This is a genomic window from Listeria ivanovii subsp. londoniensis, assembly GCF_000763495.1.
Taxonomy (GTDB): Bacteria; Bacillota; Bacilli; order Lactobacillales; family Listeriaceae; genus Listeria; species Listeria londoniensis.
Window position 1 is genome coordinate 2,514,304 of the sequence record NZ_CP009576.1, and the last position, 24,638, is coordinate 2,538,941.

At 37.0% G+C, this 24,638-nt stretch carries 23 protein-coding genes and 1 pseudogene; 15 read left to right on the forward strand and 9 right to left on the reverse strand.

Translation table 11 applies throughout. The annotated features are described in order from the left end of the window. Positions 1 to 38 precede the first annotated feature (38 nt). From JL53_RS12300 to JL53_RS12315, 4 genes are all read right to left on the reverse strand, one after another. Positions 39 to 833, reverse strand: coding sequence for an ABC transporter permease subunit (locus JL53_RS12300; RefSeq protein ID WP_003720606.1), 795 nt, complete (start codon positions 831 to 833; stop codon positions 39 to 41). Beyond that, positions 830 to 1,735: an ABC transporter ATP-binding protein gene (locus JL53_RS12305; RefSeq protein ID WP_003720607.1), complete on the reverse strand. Its 906-nt coding sequence runs from the start codon at positions 1,733 to 1,735 to the stop codon at positions 830 to 832. The genes JL53_RS12300 and JL53_RS12305 overlap by 4 nt, the downstream gene beginning before the upstream one ends. Next, on the reverse strand, positions 1,735 to 1,932 hold the full coding sequence (locus tag JL53_RS12310; RefSeq protein ID WP_003720608.1) for a PLD nuclease N-terminal domain-containing protein: 198 nt from the start codon (positions 1,930 to 1,932) through the stop codon (positions 1,735 to 1,737). Before JL53_RS12310 ends, JL53_RS12305 begins: the two co-directional genes overlap by 1 nt. 108 nt (positions 1,933 to 2,040) lie before the next feature. Beyond that, on the reverse strand, positions 2,041 to 4,179 hold the full coding sequence (locus JL53_RS12315; RefSeq protein ID WP_038407770.1) for a PBP1A family penicillin-binding protein: 2,139 nt from the start codon (positions 4,177 to 4,179) through the stop codon (positions 2,041 to 2,043). A gap of 322 nt (positions 4,180 to 4,501) precedes the next feature. On the opposite strand from JL53_RS12315, the gene JL53_RS12320 reads away from it, so the two are divergent. From JL53_RS12320 to JL53_RS12330, 3 genes are all read left to right on the forward strand, one after another. Beyond that, on the forward strand, positions 4,502 to 4,927 hold the full coding sequence (locus JL53_RS12320; RefSeq protein ID WP_003720610.1) for a low molecular weight phosphatase family protein: 426 nt from the start codon (positions 4,502 to 4,504) through the stop codon (positions 4,925 to 4,927). A gap of 61 nt (positions 4,928 to 4,988) precedes the next feature. Then, positions 4,989 to 5,858 (forward strand): cation diffusion facilitator family transporter, encoded by an 870-nt coding sequence (locus JL53_RS12325; protein WP_003720611.1) that lies wholly within the window; start codon positions 4,989 to 4,991, stop codon positions 5,856 to 5,858. 252 nt (positions 5,859 to 6,110) lie between these two features. Continuing rightward, positions 6,111 to 7,412 carry a hemolysin family protein gene (locus JL53_RS12330; RefSeq protein WP_038407771.1) on the forward strand — a complete coding sequence of 434 codons (1,302 nt, stop codon included), beginning with the start codon at positions 6,111 to 6,113 and terminating at the stop codon, positions 7,410 to 7,412. Between the two features lie 39 nt (positions 7,413 to 7,451). Here JL53_RS12330 and JL53_RS12335 read toward each other — a convergent pair whose 3' ends face one another. Then, positions 7,452 to 8,330, reverse strand: coding sequence for a LysR family transcriptional regulator (locus JL53_RS12335; RefSeq protein ID WP_003720613.1), 879 nt, complete (start codon positions 8,328 to 8,330; stop codon positions 7,452 to 7,454). Positions 8,331 to 8,630: 300 nt separating this feature from the next. Here JL53_RS12335 and JL53_RS12340 point away from each other — a divergent pair, with 300 nt between their 5' ends. From JL53_RS12340 to JL53_RS12360, 5 genes are all read left to right on the forward strand, one after another. After that, positions 8,631 to 9,485 (forward strand): sugar phosphate isomerase/epimerase family protein, encoded by an 855-nt coding sequence (locus JL53_RS12340; protein WP_038407772.1) that lies wholly within the window; start codon positions 8,631 to 8,633, stop codon positions 9,483 to 9,485. 68 nt (positions 9,486 to 9,553) lie between these two features. Beyond that, complete coding sequence (locus JL53_RS12345; RefSeq protein ID WP_038407773.1) at positions 9,554 to 11,479, forward strand: oxidoreductase; 1,926 nt, start codon at positions 9,554 to 9,556, stop codon at positions 11,477 to 11,479. A 59-nt stretch (positions 11,480 to 11,538) separates the two neighbouring features. Then, positions 11,539 to 12,408, forward strand: coding sequence for a shikimate dehydrogenase (locus tag JL53_RS12350; RefSeq protein WP_038407774.1), 870 nt, complete (start codon positions 11,539 to 11,541; stop codon positions 12,406 to 12,408). 33 nt (positions 12,409 to 12,441) lie between these two features. Beyond that, positions 12,442 to 13,650 carry an MFS transporter gene (locus JL53_RS12355; RefSeq protein WP_003720617.1) on the forward strand — a complete coding sequence of 403 codons (1,209 nt, stop codon included), beginning with the start codon at positions 12,442 to 12,444 and terminating at the stop codon, positions 13,648 to 13,650. A gap of 153 nt (positions 13,651 to 13,803) precedes the next feature. Then, positions 13,804 to 14,997, forward strand: coding sequence for an MFS transporter (locus tag JL53_RS12360; RefSeq protein WP_038407775.1), 1,194 nt, complete (start codon positions 13,804 to 13,806; stop codon positions 14,995 to 14,997). A gap of 39 nt (positions 14,998 to 15,036) precedes the next feature. Here JL53_RS12360 and JL53_RS12365 read toward each other — a convergent pair whose 3' ends face one another. Next, entirely contained in the window at positions 15,037 to 15,498 is a 462-nt protein-coding gene (locus tag JL53_RS12365) for a methylated-DNA--[protein]-cysteine S-methyltransferase (protein WP_038407776.1), read from the reverse strand. Between the two features lie 135 nt (positions 15,499 to 15,633). Between JL53_RS12365 and JL53_RS12370 the strand changes: the two genes are divergently transcribed. Together JL53_RS12370 and JL53_RS12375 are read left to right on the forward strand one after the other, a co-directional pair. Further along, on the forward strand, positions 15,634 to 16,188 hold the full coding sequence (locus JL53_RS12370) for a bifunctional transcriptional activator/DNA repair enzyme AdaA (protein WP_074674016.1): 555 nt from the start codon (positions 15,634 to 15,636) through the stop codon (positions 16,186 to 16,188). A gap of 23 nt (positions 16,189 to 16,211) precedes the next feature. Beyond that, the gene (locus JL53_RS12375; protein ID WP_003720620.1) at positions 16,212 to 17,081 is read left to right on the forward strand and encodes an RluA family pseudouridine synthase; all 870 of its coding nucleotides are present in this window, start codon (positions 16,212 to 16,214) and stop codon (positions 17,079 to 17,081) included. A gap of 12 nt (positions 17,082 to 17,093) precedes the next feature. Here JL53_RS12375 and JL53_RS12380 read toward each other — a convergent pair. From JL53_RS12380 to JL53_RS12390, 3 genes and pseudogenes are all read right to left on the reverse strand, one after another. Further along, positions 17,094 to 17,485: pseudogene (locus JL53_RS12380) on the reverse strand (VOC family protein). A gap of 6 nt (positions 17,486 to 17,491) precedes the next feature. After that, positions 17,492 to 18,148 carry a DNA alkylation repair protein gene (locus JL53_RS12385; RefSeq protein WP_003720622.1) on the reverse strand — a complete coding sequence of 219 codons (657 nt, stop codon included), beginning with the start codon at positions 18,146 to 18,148 and terminating at the stop codon, positions 17,492 to 17,494. Continuing rightward, the gene (locus JL53_RS12390; protein WP_003720623.1) at positions 18,145 to 19,029 is read right to left on the reverse strand and encodes an aldo/keto reductase; all 885 of its coding nucleotides are present in this window, start codon (positions 19,027 to 19,029) and stop codon (positions 18,145 to 18,147) included. Before JL53_RS12390 ends, JL53_RS12385 begins: the two co-directional genes overlap by 4 nt. Positions 19,030 to 19,412: 383 nt before the next feature. Between JL53_RS12390 and JL53_RS12395 the strand changes: the two genes are divergently transcribed. The 5 genes from JL53_RS12395 (at position 19,413) to JL53_RS12415 (ending at position 24,629) form a co-directional block, all read left to right on the forward strand. After that, the gene (locus JL53_RS12395) at positions 19,413 to 20,033 is read left to right on the forward strand and encodes a DUF47 domain-containing protein (protein WP_003723380.1); all 621 of its coding nucleotides are present in this window, start codon (positions 19,413 to 19,415) and stop codon (positions 20,031 to 20,033) included. A gap of 13 nt (positions 20,034 to 20,046) precedes the next feature. Next, positions 20,047 to 21,045: an inorganic phosphate transporter gene (locus tag JL53_RS12400; RefSeq protein WP_003720625.1), complete on the forward strand. Its 999-nt coding sequence runs from the start codon at positions 20,047 to 20,049 to the stop codon at positions 21,043 to 21,045. A 180-nt stretch (positions 21,046 to 21,225) separates the two neighbouring features. Continuing rightward, positions 21,226 to 22,686, forward strand: a complete 1,461-nt coding sequence (locus tag JL53_RS12405; protein WP_003720626.1) for an ABC transporter substrate-binding protein/permease — start codon at positions 21,226 to 21,228, stop codon at positions 22,684 to 22,686. Continuing rightward, positions 22,679 to 23,404: an amino acid ABC transporter ATP-binding protein gene (locus tag JL53_RS12410; RefSeq protein WP_038407777.1), complete on the forward strand. Its 726-nt coding sequence runs from the start codon at positions 22,679 to 22,681 to the stop codon at positions 23,402 to 23,404. Before JL53_RS12405 ends, JL53_RS12410 begins: the two co-directional genes overlap by 8 nt. 76 nt (positions 23,405 to 23,480) lie before the next feature. Beyond that, positions 23,481 to 24,629, forward strand: a complete 1,149-nt coding sequence (locus tag JL53_RS12415; protein WP_038408253.1) for a pyridoxal phosphate-dependent aminotransferase — start codon at positions 23,481 to 23,483, stop codon at positions 24,627 to 24,629. Positions 24,630 to 24,638: the final 9 nt, after the last annotated feature.

A 24,638-nucleotide genomic window follows, 5' to 3' on the forward strand; every position in this document is an offset into this window, starting at 1 on the left:
ATTACGGATATTTTCGCAAAATACTTAAGAATAGTTCGTTATTCTGTTTTTTGAAGTGGTTTTATTTTGACCATGAAGATAGTGAGTATGAAGAACATGATAATCCATGCAATAGTTATGAAAATTGTTGGCAAATAATAGTCCATTGGTTGACCAGACAAAATGAGTGTAGTTGCATTTTTGCTTAAATATGCAGGATTAAACATTTGAACCCAACCGCCAAAACCACTAATAATTCCCAGCAAGATTGCTATAAATACGCTTAGCATTGCCACAAGCGCATTACTATCAAATGCAGCACTAGCAAAAATAACTAAGCTGATAACAAAGATAAACCATAAGCTGTATACAAAAAAGCTTTGAATTAGAGTACTTATAGCTATTTCACCAAATAGAAAATAAGTATAATATGCTGCTAACACGTAGCCAATGATAAGTGAGACCAAGCCAACGAGGCATTGCATCACCCATTTTGATAAAACATATTCTATAGCAGTAACTGGTCTCGTCATAATAAAGGCAAGCATCCCTTTCGTTCTGTCACTTTGAATGCAAGTCATTACAACAACAACGATAATTATAATTCCAATCTGATCAAATTGAGAACCTAGTGTCTGCGCCATGACTTCCTGAGCCGATTGATTTCCCATTAATGCAATGACTTGTTCAGACTCACTCCCAGTACCGAAAGCTTTTAAGATATCTGGAAGAAAATACATCATCATTGGTTGCGTTAGACCTAGAAGTGCGAAAACAATTGGTAGCCAAATGATTTTTAAACTACGACGTTGCTCTAGCCATTCTTTTCCCATTAATGCACTAAAATGTGTCATTTCCCCACCTTCTCCATAAAGATTTCTTCTAAGTTTTGATGCCTATTTTCAACACGAATAAGCTCACCATTTACTTCTAACAATGCTTTTAAAATAGTCTCTGCTCCTGCTTTTCTATCTGTGGCATGCACTTGATATACTGTACCAATTTTCTCTATTTTTTCAATGTGATCATTTTGCTTAAGTATTTGTTGCCATGCAGCTGTATCTCCAATGAATTCCACGTCAAAAACAGAAGAACTTTCCTCTTGCATTAGCTGTTCTACTGTTTTATCAGTAACAAGCTCCCCTTTTTTAATTATGGCAATACGATCACATATTTCTTCGGCATCTTTCAATATATGGGTGGAAAATAAGATCGTGATTTCTTTCTTTAATTTCTCTAACAGTAAAATAATTTCTCTACGTCCAATTGGATCCAGAGCCGAAACTGGCTCATCTAATATCAGTAACTCTGGCCGGTGCAAAATTGCTTGTGCGATTCCTAAGCGTTGGCGCATACCTCCCGAATAAGTACTAATTTTCTTTTTGGAGCTATCCGTTAAACCAACTAGGAGCAAAACTTCTTGAATCCGCCTCTCTAAATCATTTTTCTTCATATTGGATAATTTCCCCATAAAACGAAGACACTCTATCGCAGTCATCCAACCATAAAATTCTGGATATTGTGGTAAAAAGCCAATCTTTTCCCTAACAATCTTGGCTTTTTGACCATCCAAGGTTATATATCCATCATCCGGAGTCAGAATTTGTACAATCATATTGATAATAGTTGATTTTCCAGCGCCATTAGGTCCGATAAGTGCGACACATTCTTTATTGTAAATGGTTAAGTGGATACCTTTAACCACTAATTTTCCATTGTATTTCTTTGCTAATCCTTGAATTTCTAATTTTTCCATTAGTTACCATCCTCTTTTCGACCAAAGATGAAATACGCCACTGGTCCGAAAATATTAATAAAAATAATAACAAGTAGCCATACAACTGGGCTCTTTCGGATTTGCCAATTTCTCGCTAAATCGATAACTGCCGTTAATAATAAAGCTAGATATAAAATAATAATTGGAATAATTAATGCTATTTGCGTTTTGTCCATCGTTTTCACCTCATTTTCATTGTTATATATATTGTATAACAGTTATAATAATAAAGCAATATGAAAAAACACACTTTCCTTAATCACTTTAAGGGAAGTGTGTTTTTATTAATTACCAATAGAATCTAGTAAGTTACCAATTCCATCTGATACTTTACCACCAAATTCTTTTACTTTATCTGCCCCTTTTTTGATAGTCTTACCTGCTTCATCGGCCTTTTCTTTGACGCCACCCCAGAAGTCGCCTTCATCTGATTTTGCTTCTTCTTCTTTTTTTGCAGCTGTTTCTTGGGACGCGCTCTTTGTACTGAAATCTGTTGCTTTTTGATATTTCAGCCCACTGTTCATCACATAATGCGCCAGGCTAGATACACCTGAGGAGCTTGTGGTTGTAAGGTAGTGATTTTTATCAGTCTTATCAAAGCCCATCCAAACAGCTCCAACTAAGTTAGGTGTATAGCCGACAAACCATTGATCTTTTGTTCCACTTGTATCATCAAATGGAACTTGTGTCGATCCAGTTTTCCCTGCCATTTCATGACCAGAAACGGCTGCACTTTGACCTGTTCCTGTATTGATTACATCTAAAAGCATAGAAGTCATTTCATTCGAAACAGTCTTTGAAATAATTTGTTTTGTTTTAGGAACATTTTCATAGATTGTGTTACCAGAAGGATCCACTATTTTGGTAATAATATGTGATTCTGGTTTTGCTCCATTGTTAGCAAATGTAGAATAAGCAGTTGCCATTTGGACTGGTGAAGCACCTTTACTCATTCCTCCTAGCGCAAGTCCAAGTGTGCGATCTTGTTCTGGAACTTCTATTCCAAATTTTTCTACTGATTTAACGCCTTTATCAATGCCAATCTGATCAAGCAGCCAAACAGCTGGTGCATTAATGGAGTTTGCCACTGCGGTATACATTGGAACTTCTCCACTATATACACCACCCACATTTGTAGGTGTATAGTTACCTTTATAAGTTATTTTTTCATCTTTTAGCATGGAGTCAACATCATAACCAGATTGAAGTGCTGGTGTATAAACAGCGAGCGGCTTCATCGTTGAGCCTGGTTGGGCTTTCATCTGTGTTGCTCTGTTAAAGCCACGAAAAACATGTTCCCCTCTCCCACCAACAAGCGCTCGAATTCCTCCTGTTGCTGGATCCATTAATACTGCGCCTGATTGAACTAAGGTTCCATCGCTCGCATTTGCTGGGAACAAATAGTCATTTTCATAGACGTTCTCTAAAGAAGTTTGGTAATTTTGATCTAATTCTGTATAAATTTTGTAGCCTTTTTGCATGATTTCATCTTGTGTTATATCTGCTTCATTGACCGCTTCATTAATAACTGCATCTACATACCATGGATATTTATTCGCTAGCGGGTCTTTTGATTGGTCATTTAATACAATTTTGGTAGCTTTGTATTTATCGCCTTCCGCTTTCGTGATATCTCCAGTTTCTACCATGGCATTTAGCACCATATTTCGCCGATTAGTTGCTTTATCGATATGTTCATATGGGTCATAGGCGCTCGGAGCTTGTAGTAAGCCTGCAATCGTCGCAGCTTCTGGTACATTTAAATCTGCTGCTGATTTACCAAAATATTTGAGGGAGGCATTCTCGACACCCCATTCTCCATTTCCAAAATAAGAACGGTTTAAGTACATTTCCATAATTTCATCTTTAGAATACGTTTTTTCGATTTCCCGAGCCATAAAAATTTCTTTTGCTTTTCGGGTAAAAGTCTGTTCTTGAGTTAATAAGGCGTTTTTGGCAAGCTGTTGGGTGATAGTACTACCTCCACCAGATATTCCACCGTTTGTAATTAAATTAACACCTGCTCGAGCTATCCCTTTTAGGTCAAAGCCTTTGTGTTCATAAAAGCGTCTATCTTCAATTGAAACTACTGCATTTTGAAGATTTTTAGAAATTTTGTTGATTGATACAAAAGTAGCATCTGTGGAAGATAATTCTCCTGCTTTGTCTCCATCTTTGTCATAAATAATTGTTGCGGATTCTAAGCCTTTTTTTAAGGCATCTATATCTGCGGACTTTGCTACAACTACGAGATAAATAATAAAACTTAATAAAAATACCAGTCCCGCAAGTAAAAAAATCTTGCCAATATGTTTATTCTTACAAAAGCGTCTAAATTTTCGCCAACCTATACCAATCCATTTGCCAATAAATCCAAAGAATAATTGAAGGTATTTAATGAGTTGTTGTTTAAATTTGTCCATGTAACTCTCCTATCTTTCTACACGGTAATCAAAAACTGCAAACACAGTTATACACGTATTTTACGTTAAAACACAACTTTGCGCCACCAACTTTAGACCGATTTTTGTAATAAAATTGTAATAATCCATATTTCCTACATATTTATTAACCTCTTTTTTACAATTTCTTTATTTTCATGTTTCTAGTGTTGTAAAAAGGGTAGATATTACTGTTACCATCACCTGTGTTTTGGTAATAAGAATCACCTATATGCTGTGTACTACAAGTAAAGGCATCGTGTTTTACATGGGTATCATTAATAAGCCGGAAAGGATTTGGAATATGACGCAAAAGCTGATTTACTTTTTATCACAAACGCATATTCGAAGTGCCATTGCAGAAGCTTGGGCGAAAAGACTTTCACTTAGCAATGTTAAATTTATTAGCGGTTCTTGGCATAAATCAAAAGCAACTCCTTTTATTGCAGAAGCGCTTAATGAGTTTGCCATTGACCCACCTGAAAGCTTATCGTATTCTCCTAGCTCAAAATTACTGGCAGATGCTGATCTCATTGTAACAATTTATGATTCTACACATGAAACTGCACCAAATTTCCCATCGGACATCCAAGAAAAAATTATTTATTGGGACATTGATGATCCAGAACTGGAATTAGCGTTACCCCAAAAATGGGCGAGTTATCAAGAAGTTTGTGATAACATTGCCTTATCGGTTAAAAATTTAGAGCACGTATTGATAGAGGCTTAGATTTCGTTGTCCCGCCACTTGTAGGCGGGACTTTTATATTAAAAAGAAAGGAGTTTACATAATGGACGGGTACAATGATTTAAAAAAAGCTGAAAAAGCCGCATTTTTGAGCATATTCGCTTACGTATTTCTTTCCATTTTAAAAATAGTTGCGGGACACTTTGGCAATTCTGATGCATTACTAGCTGACGGATTGAATAATACAACAGATATAATCGCCTCGGTGGCACTTTTAATTGGGCTTAGAATCTCTCGAATACCTCCTGATGCAGATCATTCATATGGACATCGTCGGACAGAAACAATTAGTTCTTTGATTGCATCTATAATTATGTTTTTAGTTGGGGTGCAGGTAATTTGGAGTTCGATTGTTCATATTATCGAAAAAGACTTTACCTCCCCTTCCGTGTTAACTGCGGTTGTAGCACTTTTTTCTGGTATTTTTATGTATGGTATTTATATATATAATCATCGGTTGGCAAAAAAACTTGATAGTCAGGCAGTTCGTGCAGCCGCTTATGATAATCGTTCAGATGCATTCGTTAGTTTCGGAGCATTTATTGGGATTGTCGGCGCCGTTCTTGGTATCCCTTGGCTTGATCTCGTTACAGCATTTTTAGTAGGAGTATTAATTATTTATACAGCGGGTAAGATTTTCTACGATGCTGCCCATACGCTTACAGATGGCTTTGATGTTTCCAAACTAGAGACGATTCACAATTTAATTGCTTCAGTTCCTGAGGTCAAAAAAGTGATTGATATTAAAGCGCGAATGAACGGAAATCGAATTTGGATTGATGCAACGATTGCTGTCGATCCAGAATTAAATGTAGTAAAGAGCCATGAAATCACTGAAATTGTCGAACAAAAAATTCGGAGTGAGTATGATGGCGCATTTACTCTAGTTCATATAGAACCGTTTTTTGAATAATATTCATTGTCAATCTTCAGAAAGTCCACTATAATTTAGATTAAGTATCATTTGTTGGGGGGGAATATTCGATGGGGCAGAGAAACTAATTCATTTAAATTATCTAGCTAGAATAAATAACAGCATCACAACCTTGGAGGAGTTCTCTTCCAAAACGTTTTTTCTTCTATATAGATAGTTTTATCATAAGCTTATTTATATTAAATTAGGAGGTGTTTGCCTTAGCAGAATAATTTCTGTCAAGGCGATTTATTGATATTAACCATTAAATTTTTAATTATAGCTTTACTTATTGCTATATCAGCTTTTTTCGTGGCCACGGAATTTGCAATTGTTAAGATGCGACCGAGCCGACTCGACCAGTTAATTGCTGAGAAGGATAAACGCGCGGTTCTTGCAAGATATATTTACAACCACTTGAATGCTTACTTATCTGCCTGCCAGTTAGGGATTACGATTAGCTCTCTTGGGCTTGGTTGGTTAGGCGAATCTACAGTAGAAGCGGCGTTACATCCATTATTTAGTATGATGGAACTGCCGCAGTCTGCTATTACAATTCTTTCTTTCACTATTGCTTTCTTATTTATCACATTTTTGCATGTTGTTGTCGGCGAACTTGTACCGAAAACACTCGCTATTGACAAAACAGAAACAGTGGCCCTTTCCGTAGCACGCCCATTGCATATCTTTTACAAAGTGATGTTCCCATTTATTTGGATTTTAAATGGTTCTGCGGTATTTATCGCACGTCTTTTTGGTTTAGAACCAGCTTCTGAACATGAAATTGCGCATACAGAAGATGAACTAAAAATTATCGTTGGTGAAAGTTATAAAAGCGGCGAAATTAATCAATCAGAATTTCGCTATGTAAATAAAATTTTTGACTTTGATGAGCGAATGGCAAAAGAAGTGATGATTCCGCGCACAGAAATAGTAACAGTTGATACCGGCTCCACAATTGGGGAACTGTCCGACATTATGCGAAATGAGCGATATACTCGTTATCCTGTAATTGATGGGGATAAAGACCATGTTATCGGCGTACTTAATTTAAAAGAAATTTTATCAGCTTACGTAGAACACGGATCGAATCCAAGTTTTAGTATTGATCCTTACGTGAAGCCAATTATTCGTGTTATTGAAACGATTCCGATTAAAGAACTCCTTTTCCGGATGCAGCGTGAACGTTCCCATATTGCGATTTTACTTGATGAATATGGTGGTACTTCTGGTCTAGTAACTGTAGAGGATATTGTGGAAGAAATTGTTGGAGACATTCGTGATGAATTCGATGCTGATGAAATTCCAGAAATCCGTAAAATCAAGGATGGACACTATATTGTTGATGCTAAATTACTAATTGATGAAGTAAACAATATTTTAGGTACAGAAATTGAAGAAGAAGAAGTGGATACAATTGGCGGATGGTTCCTGACTCAAAATTATGAAGTAGAAGTTGGGGACGAGATTGATTATGATGGATTTATTTTCCGCGTTAAACAAGGTGAACCACATCATATTGAATATATTGAAATTACGAAGAAAAATGACTAATAAAAAGTAGCTATCCACTTTGGATAGCTGCTTTTTTTATTAGATGCGATGATTAAGCATAAACTGTTTGAATTTTTCAGCAGCGGGTGTTAATGTTTGATTCCTTTGTACAGCTAAATAAAAAATCCGCTCCCAGTTCGGACTTCTGATAGGTAACACTTTTACATCTACGTAATTTAAAATTGGCATATTAGGAACTACTGCGATGCCAAAGTTTTGAGCAACCATCCCAGCAATCACTTGATCCACTTCGATTTCATAAGCAATTTTGTAATCTGCACTGATTTTTCTAAATAACTCATCAATTATTGGGCGCAAACCACTTTTTTTCGAGAAAGCAATATGAGGATATGGCACAGTTTCTATTAAATCAATCCATTCTTTCTCTGCTAGTGGATGCGTTTTTGGAACAATAAGTACTAATTCTTGTTTAGCAATTGGCGTAAAATGGATATTTCGCTCATTTTCGAGTTTCGAGCAGATTCCAATATCATATTTCTTTTCTTTTAAGCCTTGAATTATATCAATCGATACGCCTGTATGGAACACAAAATCGATTTGTTTGTCTGGCTCCGTCTGCAAAAATTCTTGTACAAGTTTTGGCACAAGTGAAGTTCCAAGCGTCTGTAAGAAAGCTAAGTCAACCTGTCCTTCTCCGTTCGCAGCTTTTTCAACAGTAGCAACTCCCGCGTCTATCATGTCTAAAGATTCTTCCACATAATCCAAAAAAACCTTCCCTGCTTTGCTTAAACCAATGTTACGACCCTCTTTTTCAAACAACGGAATTCCAAGTTCTTGTTCTAATGAGGAAATTGCATGACTTAAACTCGGCTGAGTTATAAGCAATTTTTCAGCTGCTTTTGTGTAATGTTCCATGTGCGCCAGTGTGACGAAATAGCGTAAATGATGTAAATTCATGGGTTCTCTCCTTGTTAAAAATAATCTATGCAATTTATCTATCAATTAATAGAATAATACCAATTTGTTTTTATGGAATAGTCATACTACAATTAAACAGTAGTTATGCCAGTGAAATAAACTATCCTTTAAAAACCAATATACGGTAGAATGTGAAAACTGTCCAGTCAATTTTCTAATTATTGAATACGTTCTCACATTAAAAAGTTTTCTAAGTGAATGGATTTTATTTTTTTGCTGGTTATTGTGAAAATATTATCAAAGTTTCTTGTGTTTTAATCTAGAGAGGAGATAATTTTTATGACAAATGCAAATGGCAACTTAAAAAAATGCCCCATCACGATTAGCTCTTATACCCTAGGAACGGAGGTTTCTTTTCCTGAACGAGTAAGAATCGCAGCAGAAAATGGTTTTGACGGAATTGGTTTACGCGCCGAAAATTATGTTGATGCACTGGCAACAGGCTTGACTGATGAAGATATGTTGCAGATTTTAGATAAGCATCGTATCAAAGTTACTGAAGTAGAATACATAACGCAGTGGGGAACCGCTTCCGACCGCACTTTCGAACAACAAAAGAAAGAACAAACCACCTTCCACATGGCTCGCTTATTCGGTGTAAAACATATTAATTGTGGTTTGCTGGAAAAAATTCCCGAAGACCAAATTATTACTGCTCTTGGTGAACTTTGCGACCGTGCAGAAGAATTGATTATTGGTTTAGAATTCATGCCCTACAGCGGAGTAGCAGATTTAGCAGCAGCATGGCGTGTGGCAGAGGCTTGTGGTAGAGATAACGCCCAACTAATTTGTGACACATGGCACTGGGCAAGAGCAAACCAAACAGTAGAATCTATCAAAAATGTGCCTGCCGATCGGATTGTATCGATTCAACTTTGTGACGTCCATGAAACGCCTTATAAAGAGCTACGTGATGAGTCATTGCATGATAGACTAGCACCTGGTGAAGGATACGGAGACACGATTGGTTTTGCTCGTATTTTAAAAGAACATGGTGTAAGTCCACGTGTCATGGGAGTAGAAGTAATATCTGATTCCATGGTAGAGACTGGCTTAGAATATGCCGCAATTAAAGTTTACAATGCCACAAAAAAAGTATTAGATGAAGCATGGCCTGAAATATCACCAAATTAATCTGATACAATGCTATGTGAATTTACTAACGTAAGAGAAAATTTCAGCTTGAAAGGGAAGTGTTTTTTTTGAAATTTAATTCGATGTTTTCTCCAATAGATATCGGACCAATGAAAGTACCCAACCGTTTTGTTGTTTCACCAATGTGTAATAACTATGCCAATACAGACGGAACACTAACAGATACTTCACTTGCTTATTATAAAGAGCGCGCACTCGGTGGATTTGGATTAATCACTTTTGAAGCCACTGTCGTAGATGTTCGAGCAAAAGGTGGAGCTAATAAAGCATGTCTATATAGCGACCACCAAATTGCCAGTTTTAAGCGAGTAATTGATGCTTGTCATGAAGCTGGGGCAAAAATTTCGGTTCAATTACAACATGCTGGACCAGAAGGCAATTCCAAAATTTCTGGGTATCCTTTAAAAGCTGCTTCTGCCATAGCTTCTGCGCAAGGACGCAATACACCTGAAGCTATTTCTAGAGAAGAAATTTATGAATTAATTGAGCTTTACGGTGAAGCTGCTTTACGCGCAAAAAAAGCTGGGGCTGATGCAGTTGAAGTCCACTGTGCCCATGGTTATTTAGTAAGTAGTTTCTTATCCGGACGCACAAATAAACGCGTCGATGAATTTGGCGGTTGTTTTGAAAATAGAATGCGACTTCCAAGACTTATTATTGAAAGTATTCGTAAACGTGTCGGTCATTCCATCGCCATTCTTTGTCGAATTAACAGCACTGATGGTGTGGACGGTGGGCTTAGCGTGCAAGATAGTGCAACAGTTGCGGCATACTTGGAAGACTGTGGATTAGATGGTTTACATGTTTCTCGTAGTGTCCATATTCGCGATGAGTACATGTGGGCACCAACTGTTTTACATGCTGGCTTTAGTTCTGACCTTGTTACACAAATCAAACAGGCTGTTTCAATTCCGGTTATTACGGTGGGACGTTTCACAGAGCCTCATTATGCAGAGTTAATGGTGCGCGAAGGTCGAGCTGATTTGGTCGCTTTTGGACGACAATCTTTAGCAGATCCACAAACACCCAACAAAGCTGCAGCTGATAAACTAGATGAACTACTGCCTTGTATCGCATGTCTCCAAGGATGCGTCGCTAATATGTATGCTGGTAAGCCAATTACCTGTCTGGTTAATCCATTACTAGGTCGCGAATCCGAAGCTTACCTACCAAAAACACCGAGTAAAAAAGTCGTAGTTATCGGTGGTGGTGTTGGCGGACTTTACGCGGGTTGGATGGCTGGTTCAAGAGGTCATGAAGTGACGGTTTATGAAGCATCTGACATTATTGGTGGCCAAATGCGACTTGCTGCTTACCCTCCTGGAAAAGGCGATTTAACCAATATGGTTCGTAGCTATATAAAAAAATGCGAGCAATTCGATGTTGAAATTAAAACAAATGCGCTTGTAACACCAGAATTAATTCAAGAACTTTCACCAGATGCGGTTATTATCGCAACTGGAGCAACCCCACTTATTTTGCCAATTCCTGGTATTGAGGATTCTGGTTTAATTCACGCAGTCGATTTGCTTGATGGAAAAGAAGCTTGTGGCAAGAAAGTACTCGTTGTTGGCGGCGGGATGGTTGGTAGTGAAACAGCAGCTTTCTTAGGGGAAGCTGGTCATGATGTAACAGTTGTCGAACTTCGCGATGAGGTTGGTGCAGATGTTATTTCTGAACACCGCAAGTTCCTTATGCGTGACTTTGCTGAATACGAGATTGACAGTATTACCAATGCGAAAGTAACTAGTTTCTTTAAAGATGGCGTGACTTATTCGCTAGCCGATGAAACAGAATATCGAATAGATGGATTCGACTCCGTTGTACTTGCAATGGGATCAAGAGCACACAATCTGTTAGAAGAAGCTATCAAAAAAATCGTACCTGAAACTTATGTTATTGGCGATGCAGTTCGCGCACGCCGAGCATTAGATGCAACAAAAGAAGCACTTGACGCTGTATTGCAATTATAATTCATATTTATACTCGCTGTTAAAACAGCGAGTATAAACCACTTGGAGGTATCGGAAACGTGGAAAATAGAATATCAGGATCCACCCGTCTACTTAGTTTAATCGGAACACCTATAGACCATTCAAAATCTCCTATTATGTATAATTACAGTTTTCAAAAAGCTGGTTTGGATTATGCCTATTTAGCATTTGATATTCCTGTTACTAAGGTAGCAGATGCAATTGCTGCGATGAAAACTTTTAATCTTCGCGGTTCTAATGTCACAATGCCTTGCAAAAGTGAAGTTTTAAAATACATGGATGACCTTTCCCCTGCAGCTCGGATGATTGGCGCAGTTAACACTATTATCAATGAAAATGGGAAACTAACTGGACACATCACTGATGGACTTGGTTTTGCTAGTAATCTACGTGATGCAGGTGTGGACATTGTTGGTAAAAAGATGACTATTATTGGAGCTGGAGGCGCGGCTACTGCTATCCAAGTTCAATCGGCACTTGATGGCGCAAAGGAAATCGCCATTTTTAATATAAAAGATGATTTTTACCAAAAAGCTAAACAAACCATTGCTTCTATCAAAAAAGAGGTTCCCGACTGTATCGTTCATATTTATGACTTAAACGATACAGAAAAATTATATGCAGAGATTGCCACAAGCGAGATCTTAGTAAACGCAACACTCGTTGGCATGCATCCATATGAAAATGCGACACCTGTCAAAGATGCCACTATTTTCACTAAAGATTTAATTGTGGCCGATGTCGTTTATAACCCTAAAAAAACAAAGTTAATGCTAGATGCAGAAGCAGCTGGTTGCAAAACAGTTGGTGGACTTGGAATGCTTTTATGGCAAGGTGCTGAGGCATATAAATTATTCACTGGGGAAGACATGCCGGTTTCAGAAGTAAGAGAATTATATTTTAGTTAAACAAATTCATCAGGATTTCGAGAGGAGAAAAAAATGAACGCAAAAAGATTTTATCCAACAGCTATTGCACTTTATTTTACTTATTTTATTCATGGTATTGGGGTATCTATTCTCGGCCAATACAAACAAGATTTTGCTGGAATGTGGGGGGCTGACAAACTTTCTGACGGTACATTTGACGTTAGTATGGTCATTGCCGTTATCGCTGCACTTGGGCTAGGTCGTCTACTTACATTACCGATATCTGGTCCTTTTTCAGATAAATTTGGTCGTAAACCTTCAGCCTTAATCGGCGTCGCTTTATACGCTGTTTACTTTATCGGTATTGCCTTTTCACCAAACATGTATATCGCTTATGCATTTGCTTTTGTCGGAGGAGCTGCAAACTCCTTCTTAGATACGGCTGTAACACCTTCTGTTCTAGAAATTTTCACTAAAAATGGTGCTATTGCCAACATGTTTACGAAATTCTCTATCTCTATCGGGCAATTCGTTTTACCTTTTGCGATTGGGATGGTTGCAGCAGCTAACATGTCTTTCCGTACACTATTCATTATCTCAATGGCTTTAATCGTGATTGATGGTTTAATTATTGCATTTATGCCATTTCCTCCAATGAATAACAATGTTGGTGGCGAAAAAGCAAAACCAGAAAAAATGAAATTCAATGCAACCAGTTGGGCCATTATCGGTATTGGATTTACTTGTACTGCCACTTTCCAACTTTGGCTAAACTGTAACCAGGAACTCGGAAAATTATATGGTATGACCGATCCAAGTAAAATTCAATCATTCTATTCACTTGGTACGATGTGCGCTATTTTAATTACCGCAGTTCTCGTGAAGAAATTTATTTTACCCGTGCGTATTCTCATTATTTATCCAGCAATTGCTACTTTAATGTTGCTTATTATCTACATTGTTCAAACACCTACTATTTGCTTAATCGGTGGGTTCGTTATTGGTTATGCTGCCGCTGGTGGTGTCTTGCAACTAGCTGTATCAACTGCCAACGAATTCTTCCCAACTAACAAAGGGAAAATCACTTCCATTGTGATGATTTCTTCAAGCCTTGCAAACTATATTGTTTTAAACATCGCAAGTTATATTACTAAAGCTGGTGGTATCGAAGGACCAAAATATGTGTTATTATTCAATGTAGTAATAACTATTATTGGAATCTTATTAGCAATCTTTGTTAATATTCGTTATAAAAATGAATCTAAAATTGCAACTAAATAAGTTATGCATTCAACTGAGTAGTCATCTGCTCAGTTGAACTTGCATATCGATTGTGAATTACAGCACAAACTCATGCAGTTTATCTATATGATGTGCTTAAAATAAGAGTCATATTTATAATCCCCAAAGTAACTACATAAAGGAGCGCAAACTATGAAAAACAAATATTTATCTACATCACTCGGACTTTATATGAATTATTTCGTTCATGGGATGGCATTAATCATTATTGCTCAAAATATTGATTTTTTATCTCAGAAATGGAATACTGATTTAGCTGGTGCAGCTGGTGTTGTATCCTCGTTTGGGATTGGTAAGTTATTAGCCGTTTTTGTTTCTGGTAAACTTTCAGATAAGTTTGGCCGTAAACTATCTGTTATTCTTGGTGTATTCTTCTATATTGTCTTTTTGGGCGGGATTTTGCTCAGTCCTAATACGATTGTTGCCTATGCGTTTGGTATTTCTGCCGGGATTGCAAACTCATTTTTAGACACGGGGACCTATCCTGCACTTATGGAAGCTTATCCGAAAAAAGCAGCATCTGCAAATATTGTTGTAAAAGCGTTTGTGCAAGCTGGACAGTTCTTACTACCATTTATGATTGCCTTTATTCTGGCAAACAACTTGTGGTATGGTTGGAGTTTTATTGTATTAATTGTTATTTTACTTATCAATCTACTTTATACATTAACTCGTACTTTCCCGCCAATGACTGTTGGAAAGCCACTTGATTTTGAAAAAGAAGTAGCGAAGGAAAAACAACGAAAAATCCACTTTAGTATTGATGAAATTTGCTTGATTTTATTTGGTTTTGTAGCTCAGACGTTACTTTATATTATGAGTCAATGGATTGCCAAATACGGATCCGAAGTGGTTCATATGACAGACAATGCTTCTAGGCTGCTCGTGAGTTATGCTAGTGTTGGGGCGATTATATGCGTGTGCGTTACCTTTGTTTTAGGAAATCGTGGTGTGAAGACACTTCATATTTTAATCACGTATGTAACGATGACCATGCTGATTTCTTTCACCCTCTTTGCATTTCCAAATGAGATTGTCTGTTTAGTAGGCGCTTTCTTACTTGGTTATTTCTCTGCTGGTGGAATTATTCAATTAGGATTAACCTTACTTGCGGAAGTTTCTGCACGGGGAAAAGGGTTCGTTACAAGTCTCTATACAATTGCTGAAGGAATCGCCGTATTTAGTATTCCACTTATTGCAGCTGCCATTTCTCGCATTGATATTGCTGCTATTTTCTTATTAAATTCAGGAATCGCTTTATTTGGACTGATTTTGCTGTTGATTGTATTTATTCGAAAAAGGAAGTTTGCTAACGACGCGATTTAAATAAAAAGGCCGAGAATTGCCACTCAATTCTCGGCTTTTTTATTGTTTTTCTAAATCTAATAACGACTCTTTCATTGATAAACCGCCGCTAAAACCAGTTAGTTTTCCATTTTTACCGATGACGCGATGACATGGGATGATAACTAATAACGGATTTTTTCCGATTGCCGCTCCCACAGCTCTAACTGCTTTAGGGCGATTAATTTGTTCCGCAATTTCCGTGTATGTTCTTGTTTCGCCATATGGGATGGTTTTTAATGCTTCAAAAACTTCCATTTGCAAATTACTGCCGGTTAACTCGATTGGAAAATCAAACGCTACTATTTCTTTATTTTGGTAAGCACGAATGGCGGTTTTATATTTATTTAATTTCTTGGTATTTTGCGTGGCGTTCAGAAGCCATTTTTTATCTGTACCTACATAAATAAGTGCCTGCTCGGTTGCAATAAGATAAAGTTCGGCATCAAAAAAACATATTGAATCATAATACATTATCGTCACCTCTTTCTAAAGGAAATTATACGCTAGATAGCAGGGATTTCCACTTCCTATTGTTAAAAGAGCAAGATTAGAAAAGTTTTCCTCGCAATTTGTAGTCAGAACGTTTATGATTAATAAGAAGTTGAGGTGATAAAATTGGCGGATTATTACTTAACCAAAAAACGTTGGTTAGCGATTTCTATGAATGATAAAACGGCAGATGGCGAATTTTTCTATGGTGTAACATCCACTAAAATTTTTTGCTATCCGTCCTGTAAATCACGATTACCTAAAAAAGAAAATATCCTTATTTTTAAAAGTGCTGATGAAGCGATTTCTCATGGTTACCGGGCTTGTAAAAGATGTAAATCTGGTGGCGCAACGCTTCCAGACGCGGAATGGATCGAAAATATTGAAGCGTACATTGAAGAAAACTTCGCAAAAGCTATAACCTTACAAACAATTGCCGAAGATTGTCACGGTAGCCCATATCACTTACACCGTACTTTTAAACGAATCACACAAATCACGCCAATTGCTTTTTTAGAAAATGTGCGGATTACTTATGCAAAAAAACTACTTCAAAATTCCGCTTTATCCATTGAAGAAATCGGCAAACAATCTGGTTTCCCAAATCCCTCTCATTTTTCAACAACATTTAAAAGACAGACCGGTTTATCACCAAATCATTTCCGAAAAGCTTATCAATAAAATATAGAATGGATGAAACTTATATGACACATATAACATTACCAATTATTGAAGACTGGGAAGGACTAACGCTCAGTACAATTTTACAAGAAAAATTTCACTTAGGAAAAAAAGCACGACATGAAATTAGAATGTCTCATGATGTTCTACTTAATAACAAGCCTTTTGACGATTGGAATACACCTCTTTTTGTTGGTGCTAGTTTGTCTTTGCCTGTCATTTTGCATGAAAAAATTGATGTGTATGAATATGATTTAGAAGTTATTTATGAGGATGATTTTTTACTCGTCGTTAATAAACCTGTTGGTATGAAAACACATCCAAATGACTCTTATGAAACAGATACTTGTGCGAATGCAGTTCAGTATTATTTAGAACAAACGAACCAAGATGCAAATGCGCTAGCGGTTCATCGTTTAGATCAGACAACTTCTGGTTTGGTTCTTTTTGCTAAAAATAAACTGGCGATTGCTGGACTTTCATGGCAAATGGAAAATCGCGCTATCCACCGGACTTATCTTGCAGCAGTGGATGGTACTTGGGGACTTGTGATGCAGACAATTAATAAGCCAATTGGTGAAGATAGACATCATGGTTCCAGACGTCAAATTAGTCCATATGGCCAGCCTGCTGTCACACATATTACCGTTTTAGAAAATGATACTGAAAAAAATACATCCATTGTCGAATGTCAAATTGAAACTGGCCGGACACACCAAATTCGCGTTCATCTAAGTGGAATTGGTCATCCGATTATTGGTGATACGCTTTACGGTGGTTCTCCGCGTGCCAACCGCATTATGTTACATGCAGAAAAGCTACACCTAAATCATCCATTTAAAGGCAAAGAAATGAATTTTTCTGCGCCCGCTGGTGATGATTGGGTATTTTAAAAAGCCACAACATTACGTCGTGACTTCCGTGCAGATTTCTACTTTCATTTTATCGGGGGCTTCCAAAAATACTGCATAATGATTTTCACCGCCAGCAAATGGATACCTATCTTCATAAAGAAGTTTTACTCCTGCTGCTCTTAACTTGTCTCGAAAGAAATCAACTCGTTCTTTCGAGACACCGTGAAAAGCCAAGTGATTGAGTCCAATTCGCTTGCGGTGATAACCATCTGCCAAAAATTTTTCCTCCGTTTGGACAAATACTAAATAAGTGTCCTCGTATTTATAACTAAAACCAGCATTCCACGTCTAATACAATTCAAACGAAAGCAGTTCTAACAACTCAACCAAAACAAATGACTTTTTTCTAAATCTTCTACATAAATTTCCACATGATGTAACATTTCCGTTTACGCCTCCCCGATATGCTTGAGCGCTTCTCTTTTACTAAGCGGGGCAAGTGAATGGTTTTTCACAAAATGTCGGACTTCCTCTGGGCTTTCTTTTGCGTATTGACGAAGCGCCCAACCAATGGCTTTTTGAATAAAGAACTCCTTAGAATCTAGCCATTTTTCACAATTTGAAAATAATAGTTCTGCATCTGTTTTTTCTTTATACTTGAGTTGAAATAAAATTGCCGTCCGCGCTAGCCAAATATTATTCCCATCAATCCATTTCGCATTATAACTAGGAATAAGTTCAGGATACGTCGCAAAATGATTACTTATTACTGTTCCTGCTAACCCATCTACTGTATCCCACCAAGATTTATGCACAACTAATTCTTCATATACCGAAATAGCCTCACTTGCTTGTTTTTTTCCGTAACGACTAAGTAAATCAATCGCCACATATTGAAATTCACGCTCTGCTTCTTGAAATAGTATTTTTACTAGCCTTAACAAATCAACCGGTTCTCCTTGCTCTTTTAAAAATGTTGCGAGCAATTTTTTTCGTTCACCTGCTCTAATTCCTAAAAAAGTAAATTGATTTTTCATGTATACTTCCATGGGCTTTGCATCTACATGCGAACCATTCACGCGAAAGAGTGTTTGAATATCCCTCATTCGGATTTCTCGCCCGTCAAAAAGGCACGTTCCCGTTCAATACTACTTAAAAAATATTCTAAATCATCTGGATCTGGACCAACTCGTTTCCCCGTTTCCAAACGATCCATTTTTTCCATATCACTTGCATCCAATTGAAAATAAGATAACTGGGCGTTTTCTTCAATTCGGGTAGACGTGATGGATTTTGGAAAAATAATCGTATTTCGATTTAAATGCCATTGTAAAATCACCTGATCAACAAAGGCGCCATGTTTTTTTGCAATTGCATTAATAACTGGATTTTGCATTAAAATTCCCTTTGCAAGTGGGGACCATGCAGCATGCGCAATATTTTGTTCTGCTAAATATTTCCTTAAGTCATTTTGCGGCAAAAGTGGATGCGTCTCAACCTGATTTAATACTGGCTTTTGGTTTGCCGCAACTAATAAATCACTTAAATGATGTTGTTTAAAATTGGCAACACCAATAGATTTAATCAATTTTTCATCTTGTAAACGTTCCATCGCTCGCCAAGAATCGCGATACTTTCCTGCTACTGGCCAATGAATTAAATATAAGTCCAAATAGTCCAACTTTAAATTTTTCAAAGTTCGTTCAAATGCAAATAGAGTTTCGTCGTAACCGAGATCACCGTTCCAAACTTTCGAACTAATAAATAGCTCTTCGCGTGAAATAGCACTATCGACAATGGCTTGCCCTACGATTGCCTCATTATTATAAACTGCTGCTGTATCAAATAACCGGTAACCAACCTCAATAGCCTTTTCTACAGCACCAGCGATGAATTCTTGCTCTGTCACTTGGAAGACACCAAGCCCAATATAAGGAATCGATACATCTCCAGGTAAAATCATTCTGTCTTGTAATGTTTTTGTCAAACCAAAAACCTCCTCACGAAAATCATTTGTGAACTTTTTCTCTTAAAATGAATTATACACTATTTTCGCAAATTTATATTTTAAAACCAGTATACCGAAATGAGCCTTACTCTCCTAATAAAAAGTCATAAAAAAACAACTTTTTTTATTCATTTTCTTAAATACCTAAAAACAGCCATTGGAAACGCTGTCAGAGTCATTATTTGTCTAACTGTCGAAAAAAAGTTTCCTATTTATTCCCATCCTATGTTAGTATTAATTTGTGGTAAAAATCTATCATGTTTTTATTTCTTTTTGTTAACTTATCGTTAAGAAAAAAGCTCCCTTTTAAATCGAAAGTGAGCATTTATTAATGACCAAAAATGATCGGGGGAATTAAGGAAATGGCTTTTAAAAACAAAAAAGACCGTTTTGCTTCGTTGTTACATGACATTGCAGTAAATTTACATGAAGGTGCGAATTTTTTTGCAACGTATAACATCAATTCGGTGGAGGACTTACATACTTTCTCGAATAAAATCAAAGAATATGAAACAGCTGGGGATTCCATGGTTCACAAAATGATTATGGAATTGAACGATGCTTTTATTACACCAATCGAACGCGAGGATATGTTAGAACTTACCAATCGCCTAGACGATGTAATGGATGCACTTGATGAAACAGCTTTTTCACTAGAAATCTGCCAAATCACTCATTATGATGAATACATGACTAAATTTATCCAAGCGATTCAAGCAAGCACTGTTGAAATTGAAAAAGCAGTTGACCTTGTTTTTGATAAAAAATTAAAAGATGTTCGTAAACTTGCGATTCAAATTAAAGATTACGAATCCCAGTGTGATGATGTTTACCGCGAATCACTTATCCAACTTTTCCAAAATGAAAAAGATCCAATCAAACTTATTCGTCTAAGAGAAGTTTATGAAAAATTAGAAGACATTGCTGATAGTTGTCAAAGTGTTGCTAACACGCTTGAATCAATTGTCATGAAAAATGCGTAAGGGGCCTAGATAGATGGAAGGAATGTTTCTTATCACCCTCGTCATCGTCCTTGCCGCGCTAGCATTTGACCTAATTAATGGGTTTCATGATACAGCAAACGCAATCGCGACTAGTGTCTCTACAAAAGCCTTAAAACCTAGACATGCAATTATCCTTGCCGCTATTATGAATTTTGTCGGAGCAGTTTCTTTTACAGGGGTTGCTAAAACGATTACGAAAGATATCGTGGATCCATTTAGTTTGAATCACGGTGAACTTGTTATTTTAGCAGCATTATTATCAGCAATTGCATGGAACTTAATTACATGGTACTTCGGAATTCCTAGTAGTTCCTCCCACGCATTAATTGGTTCTATCGCGGGTGCAGCTATTGCATCAGCTGGTTTTTCTGCGCTTGAATACGGCGGATTCACTAAAATTATCATCGGACTACTTGTTTCTCCTGTTCTTGCTTTTGTCGTTGGTTACACGATTTATTCGCTCTTTAAGATTTTCTTGAAGAACTTAAATTTAGCGACGACAAATAGAAGATTTAGGATGCTTCAAATCGGTACCGCTGCTTTACAATCTTATACACACGGAACAAATGATGCTCAAAAATCAATGGGGATTATCACCATGGCATTAATTGCTGGTGGTTTCCAAACTACAGATGATGTGCAATTATGGGTTCAAGTATCTTGTGCGATTGCGATGGCGATTGGTACAAGTATTGGTGGTTGGAAAATCATCAAAACAGTTGGTGGTAAAATTATGAAAATCAAACCTGTTAATGGTGTAGCAGCTGACTTAAGTTCTGTTATCATTATTTTCGGTGCTACATTTATCCATTTACCAGTTAGTACAACGCACGTTATTAGCTCTTCTATTCTTGGTGTTGGAACAGCTCACCGTGTTAAAGGAGTAAAATGGGATACAGCACAGCGGATGGTTATCACATGGGTAATTACACTCCCAATTTCCGCAACAATTGCAGCAATCCTGTTCTACGTACTAAATTTCTTCTTATAAAAAGCAAAGAACCTTGCTTAGGCGGGTTCTTTTTTATGCACATTTTTGAATAAATCGAGTAATTCTTAGTGTAAAAAGAGATTTATTTAAAAATTTATTGCATATTTAATCATTTTAATGTATTATAATTAACATCGATAATAACCGTTTATTTATCATAGACAAAAGGGAGTTGTATCCATGCAGAAGAACTTTTTACAAAAGCTTGCAGCAATTGCACTTATTTTTATATTTGTATTCTCTAGCTTCAATACAGTATTTGCTGCCGATAAACAAGATGAAACTTTAACTAAAATCCAGGAAAAAGGCGTTTTAACAGTTGGACTTTCAGCTGACTATCCTCCATATGAATTCCATCAAACAATTGATGGAAAGGATGAAATTGTTGGTTTTGATGTAAGTATAGCTAAAAAAATTGCCAAAGACTTAGATGTTAAGTTAGATATTAAGGAAATGAACTTCGATAGTTTGCTAGGTTCACTAAAAACTGGCAAAATTGATATGATTATTTCCGGAATGTCACCAACACCGGAACGTCAAAAAGAAGTCGATTTTTCTGACCCGTATATGTTCGTTCAACAGCGTGTTGTTGTACGAAAAGCTGATAAAGAGAAATTTACAAGTGTCAATGATTTTAATGGTGTTAAAGTAGGCGCCCAAAAGCAAACTACGCAAGAAGAATTAGCACAAAATGAACTCATTGGCTCTGATGTTGTTTCTCTACAAAAAGTTCCAGACTTAATTCTTAACTTAAAAAGTAATAAAGTTGATGCAGTTGTTCTAGAAGGTCCTGTTGCAGAAGCTTACTTAAGCCAAGACAAGACACTTGCGATGGCAGACATCAAATTTGTCAATGGGAGTAAAGAAACTGCTATCGCTATGCCAAAAGGCTCCACTGCCCTTCAAGATAAAGTCAATGCTTCTATTAAAGAAATTCAAGATACTGGTTTACTAAAGGATTATCAAAAAGAAGCAAACAAACTAATGTTCCAAGATGGTAGTTTCTATGAAAAATATGGTAACTACTTCGTTAAAGGAACGCTAATCACGATTGCCCTCGCTGCTATTGGTGTTTTATGTGGAGCAGTTTTAGGCTCCTTGCTTGCACTAATGAAACTAGCGAAAACAAGATGGTTACGCTGGCCAGCTGCTTGCTATATTGAATTTGTTCGTGGGACACCACTTCTCATTCAAATTTTCATCGTCTTTTTTGGAACACAAATTATCGGAATGGATGTATCAGCCTTCGTATCTGGTTGTATCGCCCTATCCTTAAACAGCGCTGCCTATGTTGCTGAAATCATCCGTGCAGGTATTTCTGCTGTAAACAAAGGTCAAATGGAAGCAGCCCGCTCCCTTGGTATGACACAGTCAGCTAGTATGCGTTACATTATTTTACCACAAGCTGTCAAAAATATTCTTCCTGCACTTGGGAATGAATTCGTTACTGTTATCAAAGAATCATCTATTGTTTCGGTAATCGGTGTGACTGAATTAATGTTCATGACTGGTGTGGTTCAAGGAGCAAGCTTCAAACCATTTATCCCACTAATTATCACTTCATTAATTTACTTTATACTAACATTCAGCTTGTCAAGACTACTAGGTGTTGCTGAAAGGAGAATGAGAACAAGTGATTAATATTAAAAATTTACACAAACATTTCGGCAAATTGGAAGTTCTAAAAGGCATTGACCTGGAAATCGAAGCTGGTGAAGTGGTCGTAGTTATCGGCCCTTCCGGAAGCGGAAAAAGCACTTTTTTACGGTGTCTAAACTTATTGGAACAACCAACAGCTGGACATATTTTATTTGAGGATAAAGATTTACTGGCGAAACAAACCAATGTCAATGCACTTCGTCAAAAAATGGGGATGGTTTTCCAAAATTTCAACCTTTTCCCACATAAAAACGTCCTAGAAAACCTAATGCTCGCCCCAATGAAAGTGAAAAATGAAGCTAACTCTACTGCTAAAAAGCATGCGCTAGCACTTCTTGATAAAGTCGGTCTTGCTGATAAAGCGACAAGTTATCCATCTCAATTATCTGGTGGCCAACAACAACGGGTTGCTATTGCACGTGCACTAGCAATGAATCCAGATGTAATGCTTTTTGACGAACCAACTTCGGCACTTGATCCGGAAATGGTTGGCGAAGTTTTAAGTGTTATGAAGGCACTCGCTAAAGAAGGCATGACAATGGTTGTTGTAACGCACGAAATGGGCTTTGCAAGAGAAGTTGCTGACCGTGTTGTCTTTATGGATGCTGGCGTGATTCAAGAACAAGGCACGCCAGAAGAAATTTTTGGCAATCCACAAAATGACCGTACGAAAGACTTTTTAGGAAAAGTTTTAGCATAAAAGCATGATCACGTCTTACCAACTACTGGTGAGGCGTTTATCTGCACCTATAAAAAAGGAGATTACTAAACCCATGATGAATAATTCAAAAATCGCTAAAAAACATCAACAAATGCCTGTTAATATTCTTGCCGATATAGGCACCCTAGCAAAAACAATGCCAGATATTCTTGACTTATCGATTGGTGATCCCGATTTAATTACAGATACATCCATTATTAATGCTGCTTTCGAAGACGTTCGTGCCGGACATACTAAATATACCGAATCTGGCGGTGACCTAGAACTTATCGATGCCATTCGCGGTTATTTCAGTCGTAGTTATGATATGTCTTTTGAACGCTCTCAAATCCGCGCAACAGTTGGCGCACTCCATGGTATGTTTTTGACACTACAAACAATCCTTGATCCTGGTGATGAAGTCATTATTCATGAACCATACTTCTCCCCTTACAAAGACCAAGTTTTAAATTCAGGCGGAACTCCCATCATCATTCCAACCTATGAAAAAGATGGTTTTGCTATTAATGTAGATATTTTAGAAGCAGCAATTACTGATAAAACCAAAGCTTTAATTCTCAATTCTCCGAACAACCCAACTGGTGCTGTTTTTTCACCTGAAACATTTGAAAAAATAGCTAATTTAGCCAAAAAATATGATTTCTTTATTTTATCAGATGAGGTTTATGATGGTTTTAGTTTCTATGAAGACTTTGTTCCAATGGCTAAATTCGCCCCAGAACATACTATTACATTCGGAAGTATGTCCAAAAATTTTGCAATGACTGGCTGGCGCTTAGGTTATATGATTGCTCCAACTTATTTAAATGAAGCAGCAAAAATAATCAATGAAGGGATTACTTATTCAGCTCCTACGCCGTCTCAAAGAGCAGCTATTTACGCTTTGAATCATTCTGAGACACTAATTCCTTTAGTCACTGAAACCTTCCAAAAACGCCTAGAATACATCTCAAAACGTGTAGAAGAGATTTCATACCTTTCACTTCATCCATTAAAAGGTTCCATTTATGCTTTTATTAATATTACGAAATCTGGAATGGACTCCGTTTCCTTTACAGAATATGTTTTAAAAGAAACGCAAGTACTCGTTATTCCAGGTCTTGCATTTGGCGAGTCTGGTGACAATTATGTTCGACTAGCAGCCACTCAAAATATCAGCATATTAGAAGAAGCTTTCAATCGCTTAGCTAAATTAACATTCTAAAAAAAGAGT

Bases quoted from the DNA above. Each gene is read 5' to 3' on its own strand.
- JL53_RS12300 (WP_003720606.1), bottom strand. From the start codon at position 833: ATGACACATTTTAGTGCATTAATGGGAAAAGAATGGCTAGAGCAACGT.
- JL53_RS12305 (WP_003720607.1), bottom strand. From the start codon at position 1,735: ATGGAAAAATTAGAAATTCAAGGATTAGCAAAGAAATACAATGGAAAA.
- JL53_RS12310 (WP_003720608.1), bottom strand. From the start codon at position 1,932: ATGGACAAAACGCAAATAGCATTAATTATTCCAATTATTATTTTATAT.
- JL53_RS12315 (WP_038407770.1), bottom strand. From the start codon at position 4,179: ATGGACAAATTTAAACAACAACTCATTAAATACCTTCAATTATTCTTT.
- JL53_RS12320 (WP_003720610.1), top strand. From the start codon at position 4,502: ATGACGCAAAAGCTGATTTACTTTTTATCACAAACGCATATTCGAAGT.
- JL53_RS12325 (WP_003720611.1), top strand. From the start codon at position 4,989: ATGGACGGGTACAATGATTTAAAAAAAGCTGAAAAAGCCGCATTTTTG.
- JL53_RS12335 (WP_003720613.1), bottom strand. From the start codon at position 8,330: ATGAATTTACATCATTTACGCTATTTCGTCACACTGGCGCACATGGAA.
- JL53_RS12340 (WP_038407772.1), top strand. From the start codon at position 8,631: ATGACAAATGCAAATGGCAACTTAAAAAAATGCCCCATCACGATTAGC.
- JL53_RS12355 (WP_003720617.1), top strand. From the start codon at position 12,442: ATGAACGCAAAAAGATTTTATCCAACAGCTATTGCACTTTATTTTACT.
- JL53_RS12360 (WP_038407775.1), top strand. From the start codon at position 13,804: ATGAAAAACAAATATTTATCTACATCACTCGGACTTTATATGAATTAT.
- JL53_RS12375 (WP_003720620.1), top strand. From the start codon at position 16,212: ATGACACATATAACATTACCAATTATTGAAGACTGGGAAGGACTAACG.
- JL53_RS12385 (WP_003720622.1), bottom strand. From the start codon at position 18,148: ATGAGGGATATTCAAACACTCTTTCGCGTGAATGGTTCGCATGTAGAT.
- JL53_RS12395 (WP_003723380.1), top strand. From the start codon at position 19,413: ATGGCTTTTAAAAACAAAAAAGACCGTTTTGCTTCGTTGTTACATGAC.
- JL53_RS12400 (WP_003720625.1), top strand. From the start codon at position 20,047: ATGGAAGGAATGTTTCTTATCACCCTCGTCATCGTCCTTGCCGCGCTA.
- JL53_RS12405 (WP_003720626.1), top strand. From the start codon at position 21,226: ATGCAGAAGAACTTTTTACAAAAGCTTGCAGCAATTGCACTTATTTTT.
- JL53_RS12415 (WP_038408253.1), top strand. From the start codon at position 23,481: ATGAATAATTCAAAAATCGCTAAAAAACATCAACAAATGCCTGTTAAT.